General features: G+C 57.1%; 22 protein-coding genes. 17 read left to right on the top strand and 5 right to left on the bottom strand.

Translation table 11 applies throughout. From position 1 onward, the window contains the following. The first annotated feature begins 74 nt into the window (after positions 1-74). A complete protein-coding gene (gene hspQ / locus AC2FJZ_RS14390) occupies positions 75-401 on the top strand; it encodes a heat shock protein HspQ (protein WP_050604943.1) in 327 nt (108 codons plus the stop codon). Between the two features lie 35 nt (positions 402-436). Here hspQ and AC2FJZ_RS14395 read toward each other — a convergent pair whose 3' ends face one another. From AC2FJZ_RS14395 to AC2FJZ_RS14405, 3 genes are all read right to left on the bottom strand, one after another. After that, complete coding sequence (locus tag AC2FJZ_RS14395; protein WP_496778407.1) at positions 437-2,014, bottom strand: gamma-glutamyltransferase family protein; 1,578 nt, start codon at positions 2,012-2,014, stop codon at positions 437-439. A 205-nt stretch (positions 2,015-2,219) separates the two neighbouring features. Next, complete coding sequence (locus AC2FJZ_RS14400) at positions 2,220-2,684, bottom strand: ATP-binding protein (protein WP_496778409.1); 465 nt, start codon at positions 2,682-2,684, stop codon at positions 2,220-2,222. Between the two features lie 15 nt (positions 2,685-2,699). Further along, positions 2,700-3,038, bottom strand: coding sequence for an STAS domain-containing protein (locus tag AC2FJZ_RS14405; protein WP_496670050.1), 339 nt, complete (start codon positions 3,036-3,038; stop codon positions 2,700-2,702). A 103-nt stretch (positions 3,039-3,141) separates the two neighbouring features. On the opposite strand from AC2FJZ_RS14405, the gene AC2FJZ_RS14410 reads away from it, so the two are divergent. The 13 genes from AC2FJZ_RS14410 to rarD all read left to right on the top strand — a co-directional run bounded on the left by AC2FJZ_RS14410 (position 3,142) and on the right by rarD (position 17,140). Then, positions 3,142-4,314, top strand: a complete 1,173-nt coding sequence (locus AC2FJZ_RS14410; protein WP_496778411.1) for a thiolase family protein — start codon at positions 3,142-3,144, stop codon at positions 4,312-4,314. Between the two features lie 73 nt (positions 4,315-4,387). Next, a complete protein-coding gene (locus AC2FJZ_RS14415; protein WP_050604948.1) occupies positions 4,388-4,843 on the top strand; it encodes a GAF domain-containing protein in 456 nt (151 codons plus the stop codon). 141 nt (positions 4,844-4,984) lie between these two features. After that, a complete protein-coding gene (locus tag AC2FJZ_RS14420) occupies positions 4,985-5,734 on the top strand; it encodes a hypothetical protein (protein WP_496778413.1) in 750 nt (249 codons plus the stop codon). 218 nt (positions 5,735-5,952) lie between these two features. Continuing rightward, entirely contained in the window at positions 5,953-6,522 is a 570-nt protein-coding gene (locus tag AC2FJZ_RS14425; protein WP_496778415.1) for a helix-turn-helix domain-containing protein, read from the top strand. Beyond that, positions 6,522-7,145: a LysE family translocator gene (locus tag AC2FJZ_RS14430; protein WP_496778417.1), complete on the top strand. Its 624-nt coding sequence runs from the start codon at positions 6,522-6,524 to the stop codon at positions 7,143-7,145. The genes AC2FJZ_RS14425 and AC2FJZ_RS14430 overlap by 1 nt, the downstream gene beginning before the upstream one ends. Before the next feature lie 4 nt (positions 7,146-7,149). Continuing rightward, positions 7,150-7,530 (top strand): GFA family protein, encoded by a 381-nt coding sequence (locus AC2FJZ_RS14435; RefSeq protein WP_496778419.1) that lies wholly within the window; start codon positions 7,150-7,152, stop codon positions 7,528-7,530. Positions 7,531-7,545: 15 nt separating this feature from the next. Continuing rightward, on the top strand, positions 7,546-9,993 hold the full coding sequence (locus AC2FJZ_RS14440; protein WP_496778421.1) for a GcvT family protein: 2,448 nt from the start codon (positions 7,546-7,548) through the stop codon (positions 9,991-9,993). A gap of 18 nt (positions 9,994-10,011) precedes the next feature. After that, a complete protein-coding gene (locus tag AC2FJZ_RS14445; RefSeq protein ID WP_496778423.1) occupies positions 10,012-10,488 on the top strand; it encodes a cupin domain-containing protein in 477 nt (158 codons plus the stop codon). A 1-nt stretch (position 10,489) separates the two neighbouring features. Next, positions 10,490-11,542: an alcohol dehydrogenase family protein gene (locus AC2FJZ_RS14450; protein WP_496778425.1), complete on the top strand. Its 1,053-nt coding sequence runs from the start codon at positions 10,490-10,492 to the stop codon at positions 11,540-11,542. Between the two features lie 11 nt (positions 11,543-11,553). Continuing rightward, positions 11,554-12,447: a homocysteine S-methyltransferase family protein gene (locus AC2FJZ_RS14455; protein WP_496778427.1), complete on the top strand. Its 894-nt coding sequence runs from the start codon at positions 11,554-11,556 to the stop codon at positions 12,445-12,447. Positions 12,448-12,455: 8 nt separating this feature from the next. Next, entirely contained in the window at positions 12,456-13,433 is a 978-nt protein-coding gene (locus tag AC2FJZ_RS14460; RefSeq protein WP_496778429.1) for a GlxA family transcriptional regulator, read from the top strand. Between the two features lie 90 nt (positions 13,434-13,523). After that, entirely contained in the window at positions 13,524-15,977 is a 2,454-nt protein-coding gene (locus AC2FJZ_RS14465; protein ID WP_496778431.1) for a GcvT family protein, read from the top strand. A 263-nt stretch (positions 15,978-16,240) separates the two neighbouring features. Next, complete coding sequence (gene rarD, locus AC2FJZ_RS14470; protein ID WP_496778433.1) at positions 16,241-17,140, top strand: EamA family transporter RarD; 900 nt, start codon at positions 16,241-16,243, stop codon at positions 17,138-17,140. On the opposite strand, the gene AC2FJZ_RS14475 is transcribed toward rarD, so the two are convergent. Together AC2FJZ_RS14475 and AC2FJZ_RS14480 are read right to left on the bottom strand one after the other, a co-directional pair. Further along, complete coding sequence (locus AC2FJZ_RS14475; protein WP_496778435.1) at positions 17,137-17,847, bottom strand: SGNH/GDSL hydrolase family protein; 711 nt, start codon at positions 17,845-17,847, stop codon at positions 17,137-17,139. The genes rarD and AC2FJZ_RS14475 overlap by 4 nt on opposite strands. A gap of 2 nt (positions 17,848-17,849) precedes the next feature. Beyond that, positions 17,850-18,260, bottom strand: a complete 411-nt coding sequence (locus AC2FJZ_RS14480) for a nuclear transport factor 2 family protein (RefSeq protein ID WP_496778437.1) — start codon at positions 18,258-18,260, stop codon at positions 17,850-17,852. A gap of 92 nt (positions 18,261-18,352) precedes the next feature. Between AC2FJZ_RS14480 and AC2FJZ_RS14485 the strand changes: the two genes are divergently transcribed. The 3 genes from AC2FJZ_RS14485 (at position 18,353) to AC2FJZ_RS14495 (ending at position 20,480) form a co-directional block, all read left to right on the top strand. Beyond that, positions 18,353-19,000, top strand: a complete 648-nt coding sequence (locus AC2FJZ_RS14485; RefSeq protein ID WP_496778439.1) for an RluA family pseudouridine synthase — start codon at positions 18,353-18,355, stop codon at positions 18,998-19,000. Positions 19,001-19,134: 134 nt separating this feature from the next. Beyond that, positions 19,135-19,806, top strand: coding sequence for a YiaD family glycine zipper/OmpA-like lipoprotein (locus tag AC2FJZ_RS14490; RefSeq protein WP_496670036.1), 672 nt, complete (start codon positions 19,135-19,137; stop codon positions 19,804-19,806). 131 nt (positions 19,807-19,937) lie between these two features. Continuing rightward, positions 19,938-20,480 carry an NADPH-dependent FMN reductase gene (locus AC2FJZ_RS14495; protein WP_496778441.1) on the top strand — a complete coding sequence of 181 codons (543 nt, stop codon included), beginning with the start codon at positions 19,938-19,940 and terminating at the stop codon, positions 20,478-20,480. Positions 20,481-20,493: the final 13 nt, after the last annotated feature.

The following is a 20,493-nucleotide window of genomic DNA, read 5'->3' on the forward strand; positions in this document are numbered from 1 at the left end:
TTTCCCTGAGTTTCACATCAATGATTGGCTTTTCGGGCCAGAAACGGGTAGTAAATGCTCTGGGGGCTGAAACAATGCTAAAGACACGTGCAAAATACGGCTTAGGCCAGGTGGTTCGTCACAAAAAACACCCTTTCCGAGGGGTAATCTTTGACGTGGATCCGGAATTTTCAAATACCGAGGAATGGTATCAGGCCATCCCTGAAGACAGCCGTCCACGGAAAGAGCAGCCATTCTATCACCTGCTGGCTGAGAACGACCAATCCTTCTATGTTGCTTATGTTTCAGAACAAAATCTGGTTGCCGACTATTCCGGAGAGCCGGTCGAGCACCCGGATATCCCCAATATGTTTGGTCCGTTCGAAGACGGCGCATACCCCCTGCATTTCCACCTGAACTAAAGTTACCTGCCACCTCGGTGGCGGTTGTGCGCCTGTTAGTATCCAAGGGCGCAGCCGTCCTTACGCGGGTCGCTGGCACCTTCCAAAATACCGTCTTCCCGGATTCGGATCGCTTGTGCACCCCCTAGCGGCGTTTCGGGTGTTTCGACAGTGTGTCCAATTTCTGTCAATTGTTTCAGCACCTCTTCTGGGTAGCCACGTTCCAGCTTCAGAACAGATCCGTCGAAGAATGCGCGGGGGGCATTGATGGTCTCTTGCAGTTCAAGGCTGAAATCTCTGAGATTGGACACAAATCGCGCGTGGCCAGTTGGTTGATACGCTCCACCCATCACGCCAAAGGGCATCATGACGCGGTCGTTTTCGGTCAGCATCCCCGGAATAATCGTATGCATTGGACGCTTGCAGCCGCCCAGCTCGTTCGGGTGGCTCGGCTCCAGCGTGAATCCAGCGCCTCTGTTCTGTAGCAAGATGCCATATTTTTCTGATGCGATGCCCGATCCAAAGCTGTGAAAGATCGAGTAGATCAACGACACGGCCATCCGATCGCGGTCAACGACAGTGATATAGACAGTGTCCTTGTGAATGGCTTCGGTCAAAGGTGCCGCCGCAGGTATTGCACGTTTGGGATCAATGAGCGCGGCCAGCTTGGCGGCCAGTTCAGGGTCAAGAAAGCGCTCTGCTCTGGCCATATGGTCTGGATCTGCGATGAACCTGTTGCGTGCATCATAGGCCAGTTTGGTCGCCTCTGCCTCGATGTGAATCCGGTCTGCTCCGAATGGATCCATGCGGGTCAGATCAAAGTGTTTCAGGATATTCAGCAGCAAAATTGCAGTCGCGCCTTGGCCGTTTGGCGGATGTTCCACCAGATCGACGCCTTTGTATTCTCCGCGCATGGGCTGAGCGTCGCTACATCCCGCGTTTTGAAAGTCCTCAGCGGTGTGGACGCCGCCGCGCGCGGACAAGGCTGCGATCATGTCCTCGGCAATGTCGCCCGAATAAAACGCGCCGCGACCTTCGCTTGCGATCCGACGCAATACTTCGGCTTGACCTGGCGCGCGAAAGATCTGTCCGACTGAAGGGGCTTGCCCGTCGATCAGATAGTGGTCGCGTGCCGAACCTTGCAGGGTTTCCGCCCCAATTCTCCAGTCAAACGCAACTCGGGGCGCAACGGGAACACCCGCTTCCGCGTAGTGAATTGCAGGGGTCAGGATCGCGTCCAACCCCAAACGCCCTTCAGTCTCTGCCAGATGGCAGAACGCGTCCACAGCACCGGGAATTGTCACGGCATCCGGCCCGTTCAAGGGCACAGATGAAAGGCCCTGATCGCGCAAAAGCTGTGCCTGAGCTGCAGCTGGCGATCGGCCTGAACCGTTCAAGGCTCGGATTCGGCTTTCCCCAGCCCGGTTGAACAGAACAAAGCAATCGCCGCCCAGCCCGGTCATCTGCGGCTCGCAAATTCCCAGCAGGACCGCTCCGGCAATAGCGGCATCCATTGCGTTGCCGCCCTGTTCCAGAGTGTCGATCGCTACTTTAGCTGCAAGCGGGTGAGATGTTGCACACATGCCGTGTGTCGCAAAAACTTCTGACCGGCCTGGTTTATGCAGATCCCGCATGGTGTGCTCTTTCTCCCTGAAACAAGGGAAAGCTATTCACTGATCCAGGATTGTCCAGAGATTTCAGGAGAGAAGTTCCTCGGCGCCTTTCACTGGGTGGGGGCTGTGATAAATGGCGCCGAGGGAAGCTATCTGAGCTACGAGTCACTGTATGGCGGTTGTTTGCGGCGCGACAATGTTTCGAAAATGGCGTTATTGTGACCAATTATGCCCGATTAGGCGCATTGCCGAAGTTAAACCGCAGGGAAAGCCGATTGCACCCATCCCGGCGCTCATACCGGATGTCACTGGTGAGCTGATGAATCAGGAACCAGCCAAACCCTCCTTCCGGTAGGTCTTGCGTGGTTTCCCCCAGCGGTGCAGGCGTTCCGTCCGGCATCCGAAAACCGGGCAGCGGATGGCCGGTATCCGAGATCAGGATGTCCAGCCTATCTCGGTCCAGTCGGCAAGTGACCTGAACATTGGCCGGTGCAATGCCATTGTATGCGTGTTCCACCACGTTGTTGATTGCTTCGGCCAATGCAATCTTCACATCGTCCGATTTATGAGGCGGCAAGCCATGATTTGCCAGACCACTGCTAAGCCGCGCGATACCTGCGCTGGCTTCTGTGTCCGTCGCGGGGAAGCTTAGCTCCAGGCAGGTCTTGTTACAAATTGGCTCCACGCCCATTCACTCCTGCCTTGGTTACGCATCTGGCGCGGACAGTGCGTCGTCCAGTGTTGAAAACAACCGGAAAACAGTATCCATGCGCGTCAGGCGAAAAACTTTCTCGACCACTGGCTGCGGCCCGGCCAGATCCAGTTGCCGGTCTTTGCCCAGCTGCTTCATCGACGCCACAATTGCACCCAGACCGCTGGAATCGATGAACTGAACGCCGGACAGATCCAGCACAACCCGATCTGCGCCGGTCTCGGTTTCCGAGCGCATGTCTTCCTTGAACTGAATGGCCATTGCGGCATCGATCCGGTCGGAATGAACGGTGATTATCTGTGTTGCGCCGTTCGACGCGCTGGTCAGCCCCATGGTTTGGGCACCCTCCAAGCTGAAAAATGAGTCGTAGAAATACGCTAGACGCCAATTCTTACCATTCGGTATTCAAGAACCGGAAAGCAGGAGGAAAACCCGGATGAAAGATGTTGTGATTGCAGGGGCCGCCAGAACGCCAATGGGTGGTTTTCAAGGCATGTTCGATGGGGTTGCGGCAGCCGACCTTGGGGGGGACGCGATCCGGGCTGCGTTAAGCCAGGCCGGGGCGCAATCAGTTGATGAAGTGCTGATGGGATGTGTCTTGCCAGCGGGGCAGGGCCAGGCCCCCGCGCGGCAGGCAGGTTTTGCCGCTGGTTTGGGCGAAGAGGTCCCGGCAACAACGCTGAACAAGATGTGCGGCTCGGGTATGAAAGCAGCAATGGTTGCCTTTGACCAGATTGCCTTGGGCCATGCGGATTCAATGGTTGCAGGCGGAATGGAGAGTATGACGAATGCCCCCTACCTGCTGCCCAAGATGCGCGGTGGTGCCCGCATTGGCCACGGTCAGGTGGTCGATCATATGTTCCTGGACGGGCTCGAAGACGCCTATGACAAAGGCCGTCTGATGGGCACTTTTGCCGAAGATTGTGCCGAAGCCTATCAGTTCACCCGCGAAGCGCAGGATGAGTATGCGCTGCAGTCTCTGTCGAACGCCCTGACCGCACAGGAAAACGGTGCATTTGATCGGGAAATTGCTCCGGTCACAGTTCGTACTCGAAAGGGCGAGGTTGTGCACGACACCGATGAGCAACCAAAATCTGCCCGCCCTGATAAAATTCCTACGCTGAAACCCGCATTTCGCAAGGACGGTACAGTGACGGCCGCCAACTCCTCTTCGATTTCGGACGGGGCCGCGGCGCTTGTTCTGGCTTCGGTCGAGGCGGCCGAAGCGCAAGGGCTGGCGGTGCGTGCCCGTGTTTTGGGTCACGCCAGTCACGCCCAGGCACCCGAGCTGTTTACCACTGCGCCGGTTCCGGCCGCACAGAAACTCTTGTCCCGCATCGGCTGGAGCAAGGAGGATGTTGACCTGTGGGAAGTCAACGAAGCCTTCGCGGTTGTGCCGATGGCGTTCATGCATGAGATGGGATTGCCGCGCGACAAAGTGAACGTGAATGGCGGCGCCTGTGCGCTGGGTCATCCTATCGGTGCCTCGGGCGCGCGCATCATGGTTACATTGCTGAACGCATTGGAGAAGCGAGACCTCAAACGAGGAGTTGCGGCCATCTGCATCGGCGGCGGCGAAGGCACCGCGATTGCAATCGAACGCGTTTGACCCTTCATCTTTTTCCAAATACTTCGGAGGTGCGGGGGCAGCGCCCCCGCGCAGTCCCAATGGATAAGAATCAATGACAGTCGATTACGACAGCCTGACCAACACAATCGCAGCATTGACCGAAGGCGAAACGGATCAAGTCGCTTTGATGGCCACGGTCGCGTGCGAGGTGCATCATTCAGACGACCGCTTTGACTGGACCGGATTTTATCGTGTGGTGGAACCTGGTTTGCTAAAAATCGGCCCTTATCAAGGTGGGCATGGGTGCCTTGTCATCCCGTTCGAACGCGGCGTTTGCGGTGCCGCAGCGAAGACGGGCAAGGTGCAGCTTGTGTCGGATGTTGACGCTTTCCCGGGTCATATTGCGTGCGCGTCTTCAACCCGGTCTGAACTTGTCCTTCCGGTGCGGGACCCGTCAGGTGATATCATTGCTGTTTTTGACATTGATAGCGATCAGCCAGCTGCTTTCTCATCGTTGGATGCGCAAAAACTCCAAGATATTCTGACGGCTGTTTTTGCAGGATCCTAGCTGTCGCAGTCGTTGCTGGCTTGCATCAAAATCAAGGATTTCCGAGTGATTGCACGGCTAAATCGAGTTCGCCTTGCGGGCTTCGAAATGATCTCATATCAAAATCCATAGCGAAGGTTCTTTTTTGGGTGTTTCTCAGGGATGCAAGAAACTGAAATCAATCCAAGGGTCACAGGCGGGACGCCCAAAAAAGGGATCAAACGCGCGCATATGGCAACCTTCCCGGATCGTGCCGGCGTTTTACCTCATTCGGTGGCAAGCATTGCGTCGCAGGTCGACAAGGTGTTCCTCTGCCTGAATGAGTATCACGATGTACCTGGCTTTCTGAACGAGTTCGACAACGTCACTGCTGTGATCCCCGAGCGGGACTATAAGGATGTCGGCAAGTTTATTTTCCAGCCTGATCCTGAAGACACCGTTTTTCTTGTCGATGACGATATCGATTATGCCGACAACTATGCCCGTCAGACCCTGCGCCGAGCACGGGGCGTTGGAATGGATAAGCGCGTCTTCGGTTATCACGCGACGACGTTCTCAAACCCGACGCCAAGGTCGATACGGCAACGCACGTTATTGCGGATGAATCAAAAACTCACATACTCTACCAGAGTCCATCAGTTGGGAACCGGAACCGTCATGCTGTCCGGATCACTGTTTCCACCTCTGGATTACATGGAGGGCAGTGAGAAGTTCGTTGATGTACGTTTTGCCCGCTACTGTTTCGAAAATGATATCGAAATGTGGACTTTACCCAGAAACCGGCGCCGCTTTCCCAGTTTGCTCGCTGGGCTTGATCCGGAGAAACGCGAAACGATTGCCGATAGTTTCAGCCGTCGTTGGCCGCAACATGTGCTGGATGAAGTGAAGGTTTTTGCGGGTCTTCAATTCTGAAGCCACTTCGCAAAACTTGTTAGTTTCATATTTTCGATACCCTTTCACCTGCCGGTTCTTAAGGGCCAAGTTTGCCTGCGGTCGCTAACGCGGCGGTTGGGGGTCTGCACAACTCAATATCCTATCGAAAACCAAGCGTGAAAAAATGCTTGGAAATTTCACAAACTTGCTTCATCGTGAAAATAGGAAGCAAAATTTCACAAGATTCGGAGTGGCCAGTGAACAGCCATGCCCCCCAAAGCGCGACACTCGGAGCCGACCTAAGGGCCTTGCGCAAGGCCCGAGGATTGACCTTGACCGAGATTGCAACGCGGCTGGATCGGTCGGTGGGATGGTTGAGTCAGGTTGAACGCGACATGTCCGCCCCCTCGATCTCGGACCTGCGCCAGATTGCCGAGTGCCTTGGCGTCCCCATGTCGATGTTGTTTGCGCATTCAGCTGCACCTGCAGACGAGCAAGGGTATGTTGTGCGCGCGGGGTCACGTCGTCCCATGGGGTCGGGCGCAGAAGGGCTGATCGAAGAGCTGCTCTCGCCGGATCTGACCGATGATTTCGAAATGGTGCATTCCACGTTCGAGCCCAATTCGAAGATGCAGACGCCCGCCAATCGCCCGACGCAAGAAGTGGGCTACATGATCTCGGGCCGATTGGACCTGAACATCGGGTCACGCGCATTTTCCGTCGGGCCAGGTGACAGTTTTCGGATCAAACACGAACCTTATCAATGGTCTAACCCCTATGATGAGCCCGCGGTGGCCATCTGGGTCATCGCTCCACCGGTGTATTGATGAGCTTTGAAGCCTGGACCATATTCGCGCTGTTCTGGGTGGTATTCGTGACCACCCCGGGCCCGAACGCAGTCAATTGCATCTCGAACGGGATGAGTTTGCCGTTCCCCAAGGCGATGTTGGGTGTTCTGGCAATCCTCACGCAGGCAAGCGCCTTTCTGATCCTGTCTGCGCTGGGCGTTACTGCTTTGATTGCCGCCTCTCCGACCGGGTTCTTTATCGTCAAGCTAATAGGTGCAGGGTTTCTGATCTGGGTTGGAATACGTGGATGGATGAATGCTGCAAAACCTGCACCGGCCTCTGAACGGCCGGCTCGGCACGTCTATTTTCATGCGCTGGCTGTTGCGGCGATCAATCCCAAAAGCGTGGCCGGATACCTCGCCGCCTTCTCGCAATTCGTTCAGCCCGACGTGCCAATCTGGCAGCAGATGGGAGTAATCATGCCCACGGCGCTGATCATCACAACGCTCAGCTACACCGGCTTCACCCTGTTGGGTGCGCTGATGGGCAAAGCGGCGCTGGGGGCCGTGTTCAACATTTGGGTCCGTCGCGTAATGGCGACCTGTTTTGTCATCTATGGCGTGTTGTTAGGGGCCAGCAGCTCGCCCGCAGCAAGGGGATAAACACATGCATACCGGATCCTGCCTGTGCGGCGCAGTCGCATTTACAGTCGACGGAGATCTGTCGCCGCCCTCGGTCTGCCATTGCAGCCAGTGCCGAACGCAATCGGGCCATGTCTGGGCGTCGACTTCGACCCATCAGGACAACCTTAGCTTCACTGCAAGCGATACACTCAGCTGGTTTCGCGCCTCTGACATCGCCCGGCGTGGGTTTTGCAGTGCGTGTGGTTCCTTCCTCTTCTGGCAGCACAATGACGAGGACACGATTTCAATTTCCATGGGTGCGCTCCGCGAACCCACGGGTTTGATGCTCTCGAAGCACATCTTTGTCGCCGACAAGGGCGATTACTACGACATCACGGACGATCTGCCTCAAGAGGCACAGTAACAGGGAACAAAACACATGAGTGATTTTCCGACAAAAGCCCGCGTGGTCATTATCGGTGGCGGTGTGGTAGGGGCCTCGTCCCTTTATCACCTGGCCAAGAAAGGCTGGACCGATTGTGTCCTGCTGGAGAAGAACGAACTGACTGCAGGCTCGACCTGGCACGCGGCGGGTAACGTTCCGACCTTCTCGACCTCTTGGGCGATCATGAACATGCAGCGGTACTCGACCGAGCTGTATTCGCGGCTGGGCGACGAGGTCGATTATCCGATGAACTACCACCAGACCGGGTCAATCCGTCTGGCGCATTCGAAAGAGCGGGTTCAGGAATTCGAACGCGCAATGGCGATGGGACGCTATCAAGGCATCCCGATGGAAATGTGGACCCCGGAAGAAGCTAAAGAGCGTTATCCCTTCCTGGAAACCCATGATCTCGAGGGCGTTCTTTTTGATCCGTCGGATGGTGATATCGATCCGGCTCAGTTGACTCAGGCGCTTGCGAAAGGCGCTCGGGACATGGGGCAGAAAATCCTGCGCTTCACCCCGGCAACGGGCGTGACGCAGCATGATGACGGTACATGGACCGTACAGACCGAAAAAGGCGATATTGCCTGTGACTATGTTGTGAACGCAGCCGGGTATTATGCCCAGCGCGTGGGCGAGTGGTTCAAACCCTTCGGAGGTCGTACGGTTCCTGCGATGATCATGAGCCACCAGTACCTGTTGACGGACGAGATCCCCGAGATCGAAGCATGGACCAAGGAAAGCGGTGCCAAGCTGCCTCTGCTGCGAGATGTGGACGTATCCTATTACCTGCGGCAGGAGAAGCATGGCTTCAACCTTGGTCCTTATGAGCCCAACTGCAAGGGCCACTGGATGAGGGAAGACGACCCCATGCCCGAGGATTTCAGCTTCCAGCTGTGGAATGATGACCTGGATCGGATCGAAGACATCATGACCGACGCGATGGAGCGGGTTCCGCTGATGGCGACCTCGGGTGTTGGTCGTGTCATTAACGGGCCGATCCCCTATGCACCGGATGGGTTGCCGCTGATTGGCCCGATGCCCGGTGTGAAAAACGCGTTTGAGGCGCACACATTTACATTCGGCATCGCGCAGGGCGGTGGTGCAGGCAAGGTGCTGGCAGAGTGGATTGTCGAAGGCGCAACCGAATGGGATATGTGGGCCGTCGATCCGCGCCGCTACACCGATTACACTGATCAGGACTACTGCAATCAGAAGGGTCTGGAGGTTTACGGCAACGAATACGCCATGCATTTCCCCCACCACGAATGGCCTGCTGCGCGTGACAAGAAGCTGTCGCCGGTACATGACAAGGTCAAAGCGCTGGGCGGTGTGATGGGTGCCTACAACGGATGGGAGCGGGCCAACTGGTTCGCGAAGCCGGGCGATGACACCTCGCTTGAGGCGACCCATACCTGGGGCCGTTCCGGCCCGTGGGAGCAGCGGATCAAAGAAGAATGCGAGGCCGTGCGAGACCATTGTGGCGTACTGGATTTGCCAGGTTTCTCGCGCTTCATGGTCAAGGGAGAAGGTGCCGCCGAGGCGTTGCGCGGCCTCGCAACCGGTGGATTGCCCAAGGTCGGCCGGATGAACCTCATCTACGTCTCCGACGACCGTGGTCGCATTCTGACCGAGATGTCCTGCATCCGGCTGGGTGAGGACGAGTTCGTGATGATCACCGCGGCGACTGCGCAATGGCACGACCGCGATATTCTGATGAACGCGTTGCCTGCCACTGTGTCGATTACGGATGTCACAACCACGCGCGACACGCTGATCGTCACTGGTCCGAAATCGCGTGAGATCCTGTCGAGTATGAGCGATGCTGATCTGACCTCCGGATGGCTGACCCACCAGTCCGCCACCGTCGCGGGTCAGCCTGCCTACCTGATCCGCGTTTCCTTCGCCGGTGAGCTGGGCTGGGAAGTGCATGCGCTGAACGAGCATATGCCTGCGATCTATGACGCGATCATCGAGGCGGGTGCCAAGCCGTTTGGGATGTATGCGCTGAACTCGCTGCGGATCGAAAAAGGGTATCGCGCTTGGAAAGGCGATCTGTCGACCGACTACTCGCTGCTCGAAGGCGGGTTGGAGCGGTTTGTGAAGCTGGACAAACCACAGGACTTCCCCGGAAAGGCGGCGATCCTGAACGAAAAACAGCAGGGCGTGAAGAAATCATTCGTCACCCTGACTGTTGATGCGGGAGATTGCGACGCGCCATATATGTCCTGCATCTGGCAAGGGGATGAGATCGTAGGTGAGACCACTTCGGGCGCATGGGGATACCGTGTTGGCAAATCCATCGCGCTGGGCATGATCAAGGCCGATCTTGCGAACCCCGGTACTGAACTTGAGGTCGAAATCTACGGTCAAAAGTTCCGTGCTGTGGTAGAGCAGGATCAACCGCTCTGGGATCCCGAGAACGAGCGGTTGCGCGCTTAACCTCTTGCGGAGACAGCCATGAGCAAACGATACGCTAAACTGGGGCCGGGTGAGGGCCCCAGCTATGACTGGGAAAATGACCATACCTACGTGAAGGTGTCAGGTCAGGACACAGATGGCGCATACACGCTTATGGAAGACAATCTGAAGGCCAGTTTTGCGCTTGGCCTTCATTGTCACGACACCCACGCCGAAACTTTCTATTTTCTGGAAGGTCAGGTTGATTTCTATGTCGATGGTGATTGGCATCGATGTGGACAGGGCACCACAATGCACGTGCCGCCCGGGGTGCCGCATGCCTGTCGTGTGGCGGGTGATGCGCCAGCCAAAATGCTCATGATCTTTCAGCCTTCGGGGTTTGATGGGTTCCTTGCCGAACTTGCAAAGATGAGCGAAACCGACTTTGCCGATGAGGCCAAGATGGCCGATCTCAACGCGCGGTATGACATCGTTCCCATGGGCCCTGTCCCACTGCATCCGGATGATGAGGTCTGAGATGGCCGTTCCAAAATCCATGTCTGGCGTCTACTTGACTGGTCACGGTGGACCCGAAGCGTTGGAGTGGCGCGAAGATATTCCGGTGCCCGAGCCCGGTCTGGGCCAGGTGCTTGTTCGCGTCGCCGCGGCGGGTGTGAACAACACGGATATCAACACCCGAGTTGGTTGGTACGCGTCCGAGGTGACGGGGGCCACGGACACCGTACGTCAGGACGTCGAATCCGGTGGGTGGGGCGGTGCCTTGCACTTCCCCCGCATTCAAGGTGGGGATCTGTGCGGTATTGTCGAGGCTGTGGGCGACGGGGTTCATTTCAGCCTGGGCCAACGCGTGACCTGCCCGATCAACTTGCCGCGCCCGCGCCCGGGAAATCCTCAGGGGTTCATCGCGCTTGGATCCGAGATCGACGGCGCATTTGCGCAATACTGTCTGGTTGAGGCGGATGATCTGTACGACGTCAGCACCTCGCCTCTGTCGGATGTTGAAATTGCAGCCATTCCCTGCGCCTTTGGCACCGCCGAGAACCTGCTGACCCGCGCAGGTGTGACGGCAGGACAAAAGGTCTTGATCACCGGTGCGTCAGGTGGTGTTGGTCTGGCCGCTGTGCAACTCGCAGCACTGCGCGGGGCCACGGTTTGGGGCGTAACAGGTGCCGCGAAAGCCGAGGTAGTCAAATCCCAAGGGGCAAAAGCTACCTTTGACCGTGATGAATCGCCGCCGCAGGATATGTTCGACGCGGTGATCGATGTGGTGGGCGGTCTCGCTTGGGCATCGCTGATCCTGGCCTTGAAACCCGGCGGGCATTACGCCGTGTCAGGCGCAATCGCAGGCCCAATTGTTCAGGCCGATCTGCGGGACATCTACTTGCGCGACATCACGATTCATGGGTGTACGCATCAGACCCCCGAAGTCTTTGGCCGCCTTGTAGAATTGATGAATGTGGGACGGATCAAACCGCTGATCTCGCGAACATATCCGCTGCGTGAGATCGCCTTGGCGCAGGCTGATTTTCAATCCAAGACCTTTCCGGGCAAACTGGTTCTTGTGCCTTAAGGAGCGATGGCATGGCAGATATTACCCTTTTGGACGGCTCGATTGGGCAGGAACTGGTCAAGCGCAGTGGTGATACGCCAACGGCGCTTTGGTCAACCCGGGTCATGATCGATCGCCCTGAATTGGTGCGCGAAGTGCATGCAGAGTACTTTCGGCGCGGGGCGACGATTGCAACGACCAACACTTATGCAGTTCACCGGTCCCGACTGCGGTTCGAAAACATCGAAGATCAGTTGGAAACTCTTATTAACATCGCGCTGTCGCAGGCTCAGGCCGCTTGTGAAGGGACGAAGAATCGTGTTGCGGGATCACTGGGGCCATTGCTGGCCTCATACAGACCTGACCTACAGCCAGACCCGAGCGAAGCCGCCGAAAAATTTGGTGAATTGGTCAGTTTGATGGCGGATAAGGTAGATCTGTTCCTGATTGAAACGGTTTCTTCCGTGCTCGAAGCCGAAGGTGCGCTACGCGGCACAACCGGGTCTGAAAAACCGGTGTGGCTGGCCCTGTCGGTCAATGACGATGAAGGAAGCTTTCTCAGGTCCGGTGAACCCTTGGCGGACATAGCTACATTGGTCGAAGAGTATTCACCGGATGCTGTGCTGATCAATTGTTCGCGCCCCGAGGCGATCCCGGCAGCATTGGACATCCTGTCGGGCATGTCCTTGCCATTTGGGGCCTATGCCAATGGGTTCACACATATCTCGGACGGGTTCCTCGAAGATGCGCCTACGGTGGACACTTTGGAACAACGACATGACCTTGGTCCGGATGCCTATGCGGATCATGTCATGCGATGGGTCGATCAGGGGGCCACGATCGTCGGCGGATGCTGCGAAATAGGCCCAGATCACATCGAAACGCTGGCCAACCGATTGCGGACGGCCGGACACAGTATCGTCTGAGAACGCTGATGGCAGCAGAGTCGAAACAGAGCGATTCACAACAGACCCTCTGGCAGTTCGACATTATCGTCGCGCCGGGTTTTGTGTTGTTGGAACTCGCCTCGCTTGTGGATGTTCTGCGGGTGGCTAACCGCGTCTGTGCTTCACCGCCTTTCACCTACACGTATCGGTCACTGCGCGGTGGGGATGTGGCCAGCAGCAGTGACGCCGTAGTTTCGACAACAAAACTGCCACCGCAACCCAAGGCCGATTATCTCTTTGTCATTGGCAACTCCGACCCGGATCAACCTGACCTTTCGCTTGGCCGTATCGTTTCGGATTACACGTATCGCGGTGCACAGGTCTTTCTTCTGTCTGAAGCTGCCAGTCGTTACATAGACGAAAACGGCACCGAACATCTGGCGACCCATTGGGAAAACGCCTCTTTCCTACGCGAACGAGGTGCCCGGTTCGAGGCTAAACTCTCAATCGCCACGGAAAACGGGCCGGTGGTTACATGTGCCGGAATGGGGGCCACAGCCGACATCGCATTGGCCGTCATCGGGCGGCATATTTCAGGGCCGACGAAAATGACGGTCGCGGATATCATGCTGCATGAGCAGATTCGCGATTTCTCATCCATGCAGCCATTTTCAGGGGCAAAGACCACGGCCACCGGCGACGCCAAGCTGGATCAATGCATTAAGCTGATGCAAGAGAATATCGAAGACCCCCTGCCTATTCGGCAGATTGTCGAGGATCTGAGCCTGTCGAATCGATCGCTGGAGCGTAAGTTCAAATCCTTTTTCGCCACCACACCCAACGGGTTCTATCGCGAAATGCGTCTGGCCAAGGCCAATAATCTTCTGATGAACACCACGATGAGCGTGCGTGAGATCGGTATGGCCTGCGGTTTCCCCAACGGATTTTCGTCTGTTTACAAAAGCTTCTTCGGTGTCACGCCCTTTGTCATGAGGCGGGAAAAACGCCAGGTCGCACAAAGATGATTTTCCCGGATACCGTGACGCTTTTAGTGCATTTGTTGTCGATCCCCCGTGGCATTCTGGCCAGAATCAAACACTAGCGGAGTCGTCACAATGGTTGATCTTCCCAGCAAGGCCCGAGTGGTCATCATCGGAGGCGGCGTCATCGGATGCTCGGTCGCTTATCACCTGACCAAGAAGGGCTCGAAGGATGTCGTGCTGCTGGAACGCAAACAGCTGACCAGTGGTACCACCTGGCACGCGGCAGGGCTTATTGCGCAGCTGCGTGCCACCGCAAACATGACCAAGCTGGCGAAATACAGCCAGGAACTTTATGGCTCGCTGGAAGAAGAAACCGGCGTTGCCACGGGCTTCAAGCGCTGCGGGTCAATCACCGTGGCCCTGACCGAAGAGCGCAAGGAAGAGATCTATCGTCAGGCTGCGATGGCGCGGGCCTTTGGTGTCGAGGTCGAAGAAATCTCGAATGAGCGCGTGCAGGAACTGTACCCACACATCAATCTCGAAGACGTCAAGGGGGCTGTTTATCTACCATTGGACGGGCAAGGTGATCCGGCCAACATTGCACTGGCCTTGGCCAAAGGCGCGCGTCAGCGCGGCGCTGTAGTGAAAGAGCGGGTGAAGGTCACCGACATCGTCAAACAGGGCCGGTCGGTCACTGGTGTGGACTGGGTCGCCGATGATGGCAGCGCCTCGGGCCACATCGAATGCGACATGGTGGTGAACTGCGCGGGTATGTGGGGGCACGAAGTTGGCCGGATGGCCGGTGTGAATGTACCGCTTCATGCGTGTGAACACTTCTATATCGTGACCGAGAACATTGGCGGTCTGACCCAGCTGCCAGTGCTGCGTGTGCCTGACGAATGCGCCTACTATAAAGAAGATGCAGGTAAAATCCTGCTGGGCGCGTTCGAACCTAACGCGAAACCCTGGGCAACGAACGGTATCCCTGACACGTTCGAGTTCGATCAGCTGCCCGAAGATTTCGACCATTTTGAGCCGATCCTTGAAGCCGCTTGTGAACGGATGCCAATGCTGGCCGAGGCGGGTATCCACACCTTCTTCAACGGTCCTGAAAGCTTCACGCCCGATGATGCGTACCATCTGGGTCTGGCGCCCGAGATGGACAATGTCTGGATTGCCGCCGGGTTCAACTCGATTGGCATCCAATCCGCCGGTGGTGCGGGCATGGCGCTGGCCGAATGGATGGACACGGGCGAGAAGCCCTTTGACCTTGGCGACGTGGACGTCAGCCGAATGCAACCGTTCCAGGGCAACAAGAAGTACCTGTTCGAGCGCTCCAAAGAGACACTGGGATTGCTTTACGCCGACCATTACCCCTATCGCCAAAAAGCCACCGCCCGCGGCGTGCGCCGGACGCCGTTCCATCATCACCTGCTGGAACAGAGCGCCGTTATGGGCGAACTGGCCGGTTGGGAACGCGCCAACTGGTTTGCGAATGACGGTCAGGAGCGCGAATACCAGTACAGCTGGAAACGCCAGAACTGGTTTGAGAATTCGGCGGCCGAACACATGGCGGTACGCGAAAATGTGGGCATGTATGACATGTCTTCCTTTGGCAAAATCCGTGTCGAAGGCCCGGATGCCGAGAGATTCATGAACTACATTGGTGGCGGCGACTACTCGGTGCCAAATGGCAAGATCGTCTATACGCAGTTTCTAAACCGCACAGGTGGGATTGAGGCGGACGTCACCGTGACCCGACTGACCCAAACCTCTTATCTGGTGGTAACCCCGGCGGCGACCCGTCTGGCGGATCAGACCTGGATGCAGCGCCATGCAGGTAATTTCAACGTGGTCATCACCGACGTGACCGCCGGCGAAGGCGTCCTGGCCATCATGGGTCCGAATGCGCGCGCGCTGCTGGAAAAAGTCTCACCCAACGATTTCACGAACGCGACCAATCCGTTCGGCACAGCACAGGAGATCGAGATTGGCATGGGCCTCGCCCGCGCTCACCGTGTCACCTATGTAGGCGAGCTTGGATGGGAGATCTATGTCTCTTCGGATATGGCGGGCCACGTCTTCGAAACCCTGCATGACGCCGGGCAGGACATGGGTCTGAAGCTCTGTGGTATGCACATGATGGACAGCTGTCGGATCGAAAAGGGCTTTCGCCATTTTGGTCACGATATTACCTGCGAAGATCACGTTGTCGACGCTGGCCTGGGCTTTGCTGTCAAAGTGGACAAAGGCAGCGATTTCATTGGGCGCGAGGCCGTGATCGCACGGAAAGAGAGCGGCCCCAAAAATCGTCTGGTGCAGTTCCGCCTGACGGAATCCGAACCGCTGTTGTTCCACAATGAACCGATTGTCCGCGACGGTGAGTATGTCGGCTATCTAAGTTCCGGCAACTATGGCCACACTCTCGGTGGTGCTATTGGTTTAGGCTATGTGCCCTGCGAAGGAGAGAAAGCCGCGGAAGTCCTGGCTTCGAGCTACGAGATCGACGTTTGTGGCGTGAAGGTCAAAGCCGAAGCGTCGCTGAAGCCGATGTATGATCCAAAATCAGAACGGGTTAAGGTCTAAATCAGAGGGTAGAGGGCTCTGCCCCCGCTACCCGTTTCGGGTGCCCCCATCGGGATATTTAGAGCCAGATGGAGCAGGGGATTCTCTCTTCATCTGGCTAAAAATATCCCGGAGCGCGAGGCAGAGCCTCGCATTTCCGTTTTAAAGCCTTGATGCGGTCGGACAACTCATCAAAAACTGTTATGTGACACATCACTGTTTTCAGAGTTTCCAAACACTTTGGTTCTGCCGTAAACGGAACCGGTATCAACCGGAGACCTGACGTGGCCGACACGCCTTTACCATCTCAGAGCACGGACACGCCGAAAGGTCTTGCGCTGGCTGTCACAGCCTATGTCCTGTGGGGCTTTCTGCCACTATACATGAAAGCGCTGGATCATTTGGGACCGATCGAGGTTGTGGCGCATCGTATTATCTGGTCAGTGCCCGTGGCCGGGCTTTTGCTGGTCGTATTGGGCCGGACCCGAGATCTGAAGGCCGCTTTGGGCAATCCGAAAATGCTGGGCATGGCTGCTGTGACAGCTGCGCTTATATCCGTGAACTGGGCGATTTACGTCTGGGCCATCTCCACGGGTCACGCACTGGATGCAGCGCTGGGATATTACATCAACCCTCTGTTCAGTATCGCGCTGGGGGCGATCTTGTTAAGGGAGCCCCTGACGCGGACGCAACTGTTCGCGGTCGGGTTAGCCGCACTAGGTGTGGTGGTACTTGTGGTGGAGGCCGGCCGGTTGCCTTGGGCGGCTCTTGGACTGATGGTCAGTTGGGGGTTCTATGCGTTTTTCAAACGTTCGCTGCCAATTGGACCCAATCAGGGCTTTCTGCTTGAGGTCCTGATCCTTTTGATCCCAGCCCTCGTCTATGTCACCTTTCTGGGTGTGCAGGGCACGGGGCACTTCGGTGTGGGGATGTCAGATACCCTATTGCTGTCCTGTGCCGGTGTTGTGACGGCTGTGCCGCTGCTGGTCTATGCGAACGGTGCCAAACTGGTGCGGCTGTCCACAATGGGTATCCTGCAATACATTGCGCCGACCATGATTTTCATTACGGCAATCACTTTGTTTGGCGAAAAGATCGACACCGGCCGGATGATCGCCTTCCCTCTGATCTGGGCGGCTTTGATTGTCTACTCGATCCCGATGATCCGGCAGGCGCGGGCTTAGGCCTGACGCAACAGCTGCGCTGCGGCTTCCGCCCAAAGGGCGTAGGCGCGTGGGCTGGGATGATAGCCGTCTGGGGCAGCAAGGGCAGGGTCGTCCGGCAGATCGAGTTTCAGATGCCTGACATGGGGGAGGGCAAACACAACCTGTTGCAGCGCCTGATCCAGCCTGGCAGCCTGACGGCCAAGGACCCACGCCAATGGATAAGGTAAAGCTGGGAACCTGTTCATCTGTGGAACGCCGGTGACGACAATGCGCCGTGCTTTCAGATCTTTGGAAAGAGCAGTGATGAGCTGTGTTTGGCGCTGTGCAAACTGCCGGGATGTTACGGCACGGGTCACATCATTGACGCCCAAAGCCGTGACAACCGCGTCGAATTCGCCTTGCATGCCTTTCAAGCGATCGAGCGTGTCCTGTGTCGTATGCCCCGTGGTCGCTTCCAATCGCCACTCAACCGAGTAATGCTTGGCCAGCTGGTCAACCAAGTGCCCGGACAGAGCCTGCGCTTGGGTTCCGGCCCCAACCCCCGCAGCCGAACTGTCGCCGCAGATGAGCAGCCGCAGGCGCGGGCCGCGGCCGGATCGGCCTGTTCGCGGACCCGTCGGTTCGGGCAACATCTGAGCGTTTCGGCGCACTGCAAGGCCCTGTGCCGCCAGAACCGGCAGCAAGGGAATGCGCAGGACCTGATCGGCTGCAATCAAGCCGCGCATGGTCAGCTTAAAGCATCTTTGAATTTGAGAAACCGCGCATCGGTCATCACGCGCGCCATCATCGCCTCTCGCAAGGCGCCGACCGTTTTATAGGGCCGCATGGCGACTTCGAAGGTTTGGATCAAGCCGTCGTCGTTCAGCGTGATCAGGTCCACGCCGATCCCGTCAAGATCGCCGACCTTGCACTGGAATTCCAGCGCCCAGTCTTTTCCTTCGCCCATGATGCGGCGATAGCGGAAGTCCGAGAAGACCTGCCCGACATGTCCCAGAACGGCTGCCACCGGCGTGCGACCTGTCCAGGTGCTGTAGTAGGTTGGCGGCAGGAACCGGACATCCTCGGCCAGCAGCGCGTGGATCAGGGCTTCATCGCCTTTAGCGACAACCTCTCGCATTCGGTCTATGGTCGGGTGCATGTCGTCTCCTCCTGTGCGGAAGGTCTCTGAACATCGCGCCACAGGCAAGGGCGACGTTGCGGGAGGGAGCGAGCTGCGATAGGCAGACCCGCATGAGCGAGACCTATGATCCCCCTAGAACCCCGCTGGATGTGTTGCATGAAGACGCCCAGTTGATTGTGGTGAACAAACCGTCTGGCCTGCTTTCGGTGCCAGGGCGTGGCCCGCATCTGGCGGATTGTCTTCTGACACGGGTGCAGGCGGCGTTTCCTCAGGCACTGCTGGTGCACCGGCTGGACCGGGATACATCCGGTGTCATGGTTTTTGCCCAAACGCCCCATGCACAGCGAAACCTGAGTATGCAGTTCGAACAGCGGCAGACGCGCAAAACCTACATTGCTTGTGTCTGGGGGCGGCTGGAACCCAAGACCGGCACAGTTGACCTACCTTTGATTGTGGACTGGCCCAACCGGCCCAGACAAATGGTCTGCCACGACACAGGAAAGCCCGCGATCACCGATTGGCGTTTTGTGAAATATGAAGGCGACACAACGCGCGTGCGCCTGTTTCCCAAGACAGGCCGGTCCCATCAATTGCGCGTTCACATGCAGGCGTTGGGTCATCCGATTCTGGGCGACCCATTTTACGCAACCGGTGCGGCGGCGGATTTCCCCAGGTTGATGCTGCATTCGGAAGAACTGCGTCTGAAACACCCAGAAGGCGGCGTTTCGATGAAATTCCGTGCTCGGGTGGAGTTCTGAGGAAATCGCGTCGGGATTGGCGGCTAATTGCCGATCTCACCCGATTGTTGCTTGAGCCCCAGCGCCTTGGCCGTGATATACAGAGAAAAACCAAACTCACCCGACAAACGGGTGTCGGAGCAGAAGGTGATATTATGACGATTTCCAAGTTTATTCTGGCCACGGGGCTGAGTTCAGCCCTTGTTTTGTCGGCTTGCACGGATCCGGGCACGTTGTCGGTGCAGGGCGACCCGAACCAGAACGCTAAACAGGGTGCCGTTTTGGGCGGTCTTGTTGGAGCTGGCGTCGGGGCGATCGCTAACAACTCGAATCCCGGCCTTGGGGCGCTGGCGGGGGCTGCAATTGGCGCAGCCGGTGGTGGCCTGATCGGCAACCAATTGGACAAACAGGCGGCTGAGCTGCGTCAGCAATTGGCAAATGACGGGATCACCATCGTGAATGCGGGCGATCGTCTGATTGTAACGGTCCCCAATGATATTACCTTTGACACCGACAGCTCGACCGTGCGCCCAGCGCTGCGATCCGATTTGGTGAAAGTGGGTCAGAACCTAGTCAATTACCCGAACTCGAACGTGCAGATCATTGGTCACACGGACAGCGACGGGGACGCGACCTATAATCTGGGCTTGTCTCAGCGTCGCGCCAATGCAGTTGCGGATGTCCTGCAGGCCAATGGTGTCAGCTATAATCGCATCACAACAATTGGTCAGGGCGAAAACAATCCCGTCGCCTCGAACCTGACACCAGAGGGCAAGGCGCAGAACCGTCGGGTCGAGATCGTTGTCGTACCCAGCGGAAACACGTAACGCAGATTAAGTTTGATGCACGGGGTCGCCATCGGCGGCCCCGTTTACGCATTGACTGCGCGTCAAATGGGGTTTGGAACAGGTCAAACTCAGGCTAGGTTCCCGAAAACACAGAAACGGAGTTGTACCAGATGCCTCAACCCACCCTCGTTGGCCTGTCCGGATCCCTTCGTCAGGAGGCGACCAACCGCAAGCTTTTGCGTGAAGCGGCCCGCTTGTTTGATCCGGCCCACTTTGTCGAAGCAGACCTGAACTTGCCGCTTTATGACGGAGATCTGGAAGAGGGCGAGGGGATTCCGGCAGCGGTACAGTCTCTGGCAGATCAAATCGCCCAGGCTGATGCGGTTGTTATCTCGACGCCGGAATACAATAAGGGACCGTCGGGTGTTCTGAAGAACGCGCTGGACTGGGTCAGCCGGACTCAGGGCAATCCTTGGGCCGACAAACCGGTGGCGGTTATGTCGGCGGCAGCAGGTCGCGCAGGGGGTGAGCGGGCGCAGATGATCCTGCGCGCGTTTATGGTGCCCTTTCAGCCGCGCATTCTGCAGGGGCCTGAAATTCATCTGGCAGACACCTCGAACGAGTTCGACGAACACGGCAAACTGGTCTCTGACCGGTATGAAAAGTCATTGCATAAACTGATGCAGAAACTTCGGGCCGAGGCCGGTTTCTGAAACAGGGCCAAAA

It is taken from the genome of Ruegeria sp. CDSA079, assembly GCF_059612245.1.

Coding starts and splice junctions, on each gene's coding strand:
- hspQ (WP_050604943.1), top strand. CDS start 75: ATGCTAAAGACACGTGCAAAATACGGCTTAGGCCAGGTGGTTCGTCAC.
- AC2FJZ_RS14395 (WP_496778407.1), bottom strand. CDS start 2,014: ATGCGGGATCTGCATAAACCAGGCCGGTCAGAAGTTTTTGCGACACAC.
- AC2FJZ_RS14400 (WP_496778409.1), bottom strand. CDS start 2,684: ATGGGCGTGGAGCCAATTTGTAACAAGACCTGCCTGGAGCTAAGCTTC.
- AC2FJZ_RS14405 (WP_496670050.1), bottom strand. CDS start 3,038: ATGGGGCTGACCAGCGCGTCGAACGGCGCAACACAGATAATCACCGTT.
- AC2FJZ_RS14410 (WP_496778411.1), top strand. CDS start 3,142: ATGAAAGATGTTGTGATTGCAGGGGCCGCCAGAACGCCAATGGGTGGT.
- AC2FJZ_RS14415 (WP_050604948.1), top strand. CDS start 4,388: ATGACAGTCGATTACGACAGCCTGACCAACACAATCGCAGCATTGACC.
- AC2FJZ_RS14420 (WP_496778413.1), top strand. CDS start 4,985: ATGCAAGAAACTGAAATCAATCCAAGGGTCACAGGCGGGACGCCCAAA.
- AC2FJZ_RS14430 (WP_496778417.1), top strand. CDS start 6,522: ATGAGCTTTGAAGCCTGGACCATATTCGCGCTGTTCTGGGTGGTATTC.
- AC2FJZ_RS14435 (WP_496778419.1), top strand. CDS start 7,150: ATGCATACCGGATCCTGCCTGTGCGGCGCAGTCGCATTTACAGTCGAC.
- AC2FJZ_RS14440 (WP_496778421.1), top strand. CDS start 7,546: ATGAGTGATTTTCCGACAAAAGCCCGCGTGGTCATTATCGGTGGCGGT.
- AC2FJZ_RS14445 (WP_496778423.1), top strand. CDS start 10,012: ATGAGCAAACGATACGCTAAACTGGGGCCGGGTGAGGGCCCCAGCTAT.
- AC2FJZ_RS14450 (WP_496778425.1), top strand. CDS start 10,490: ATGGCCGTTCCAAAATCCATGTCTGGCGTCTACTTGACTGGTCACGGT.
- AC2FJZ_RS14455 (WP_496778427.1), top strand. CDS start 11,554: ATGGCAGATATTACCCTTTTGGACGGCTCGATTGGGCAGGAACTGGTC.
- AC2FJZ_RS14460 (WP_496778429.1), top strand. CDS start 12,456: ATGGCAGCAGAGTCGAAACAGAGCGATTCACAACAGACCCTCTGGCAG.
- AC2FJZ_RS14465 (WP_496778431.1), top strand. CDS start 13,524: ATGGTTGATCTTCCCAGCAAGGCCCGAGTGGTCATCATCGGAGGCGGC.
- AC2FJZ_RS14475 (WP_496778435.1), bottom strand. CDS start 17,847: ATGCGCGGCTTGATTGCAGCCGATCAGGTCCTGCGCATTCCCTTGCTG.
- AC2FJZ_RS14480 (WP_496778437.1), bottom strand. CDS start 18,260: ATGCACCCGACCATAGACCGAATGCGAGAGGTTGTCGCTAAAGGCGAT.
- AC2FJZ_RS14485 (WP_496778439.1), top strand. CDS start 18,353: ATGAGCGAGACCTATGATCCCCCTAGAACCCCGCTGGATGTGTTGCAT.
- AC2FJZ_RS14490 (WP_496670036.1), top strand. CDS start 19,135: ATGACGATTTCCAAGTTTATTCTGGCCACGGGGCTGAGTTCAGCCCTT.
- AC2FJZ_RS14495 (WP_496778441.1), top strand. CDS start 19,938: ATGCCTCAACCCACCCTCGTTGGCCTGTCCGGATCCCTTCGTCAGGAG.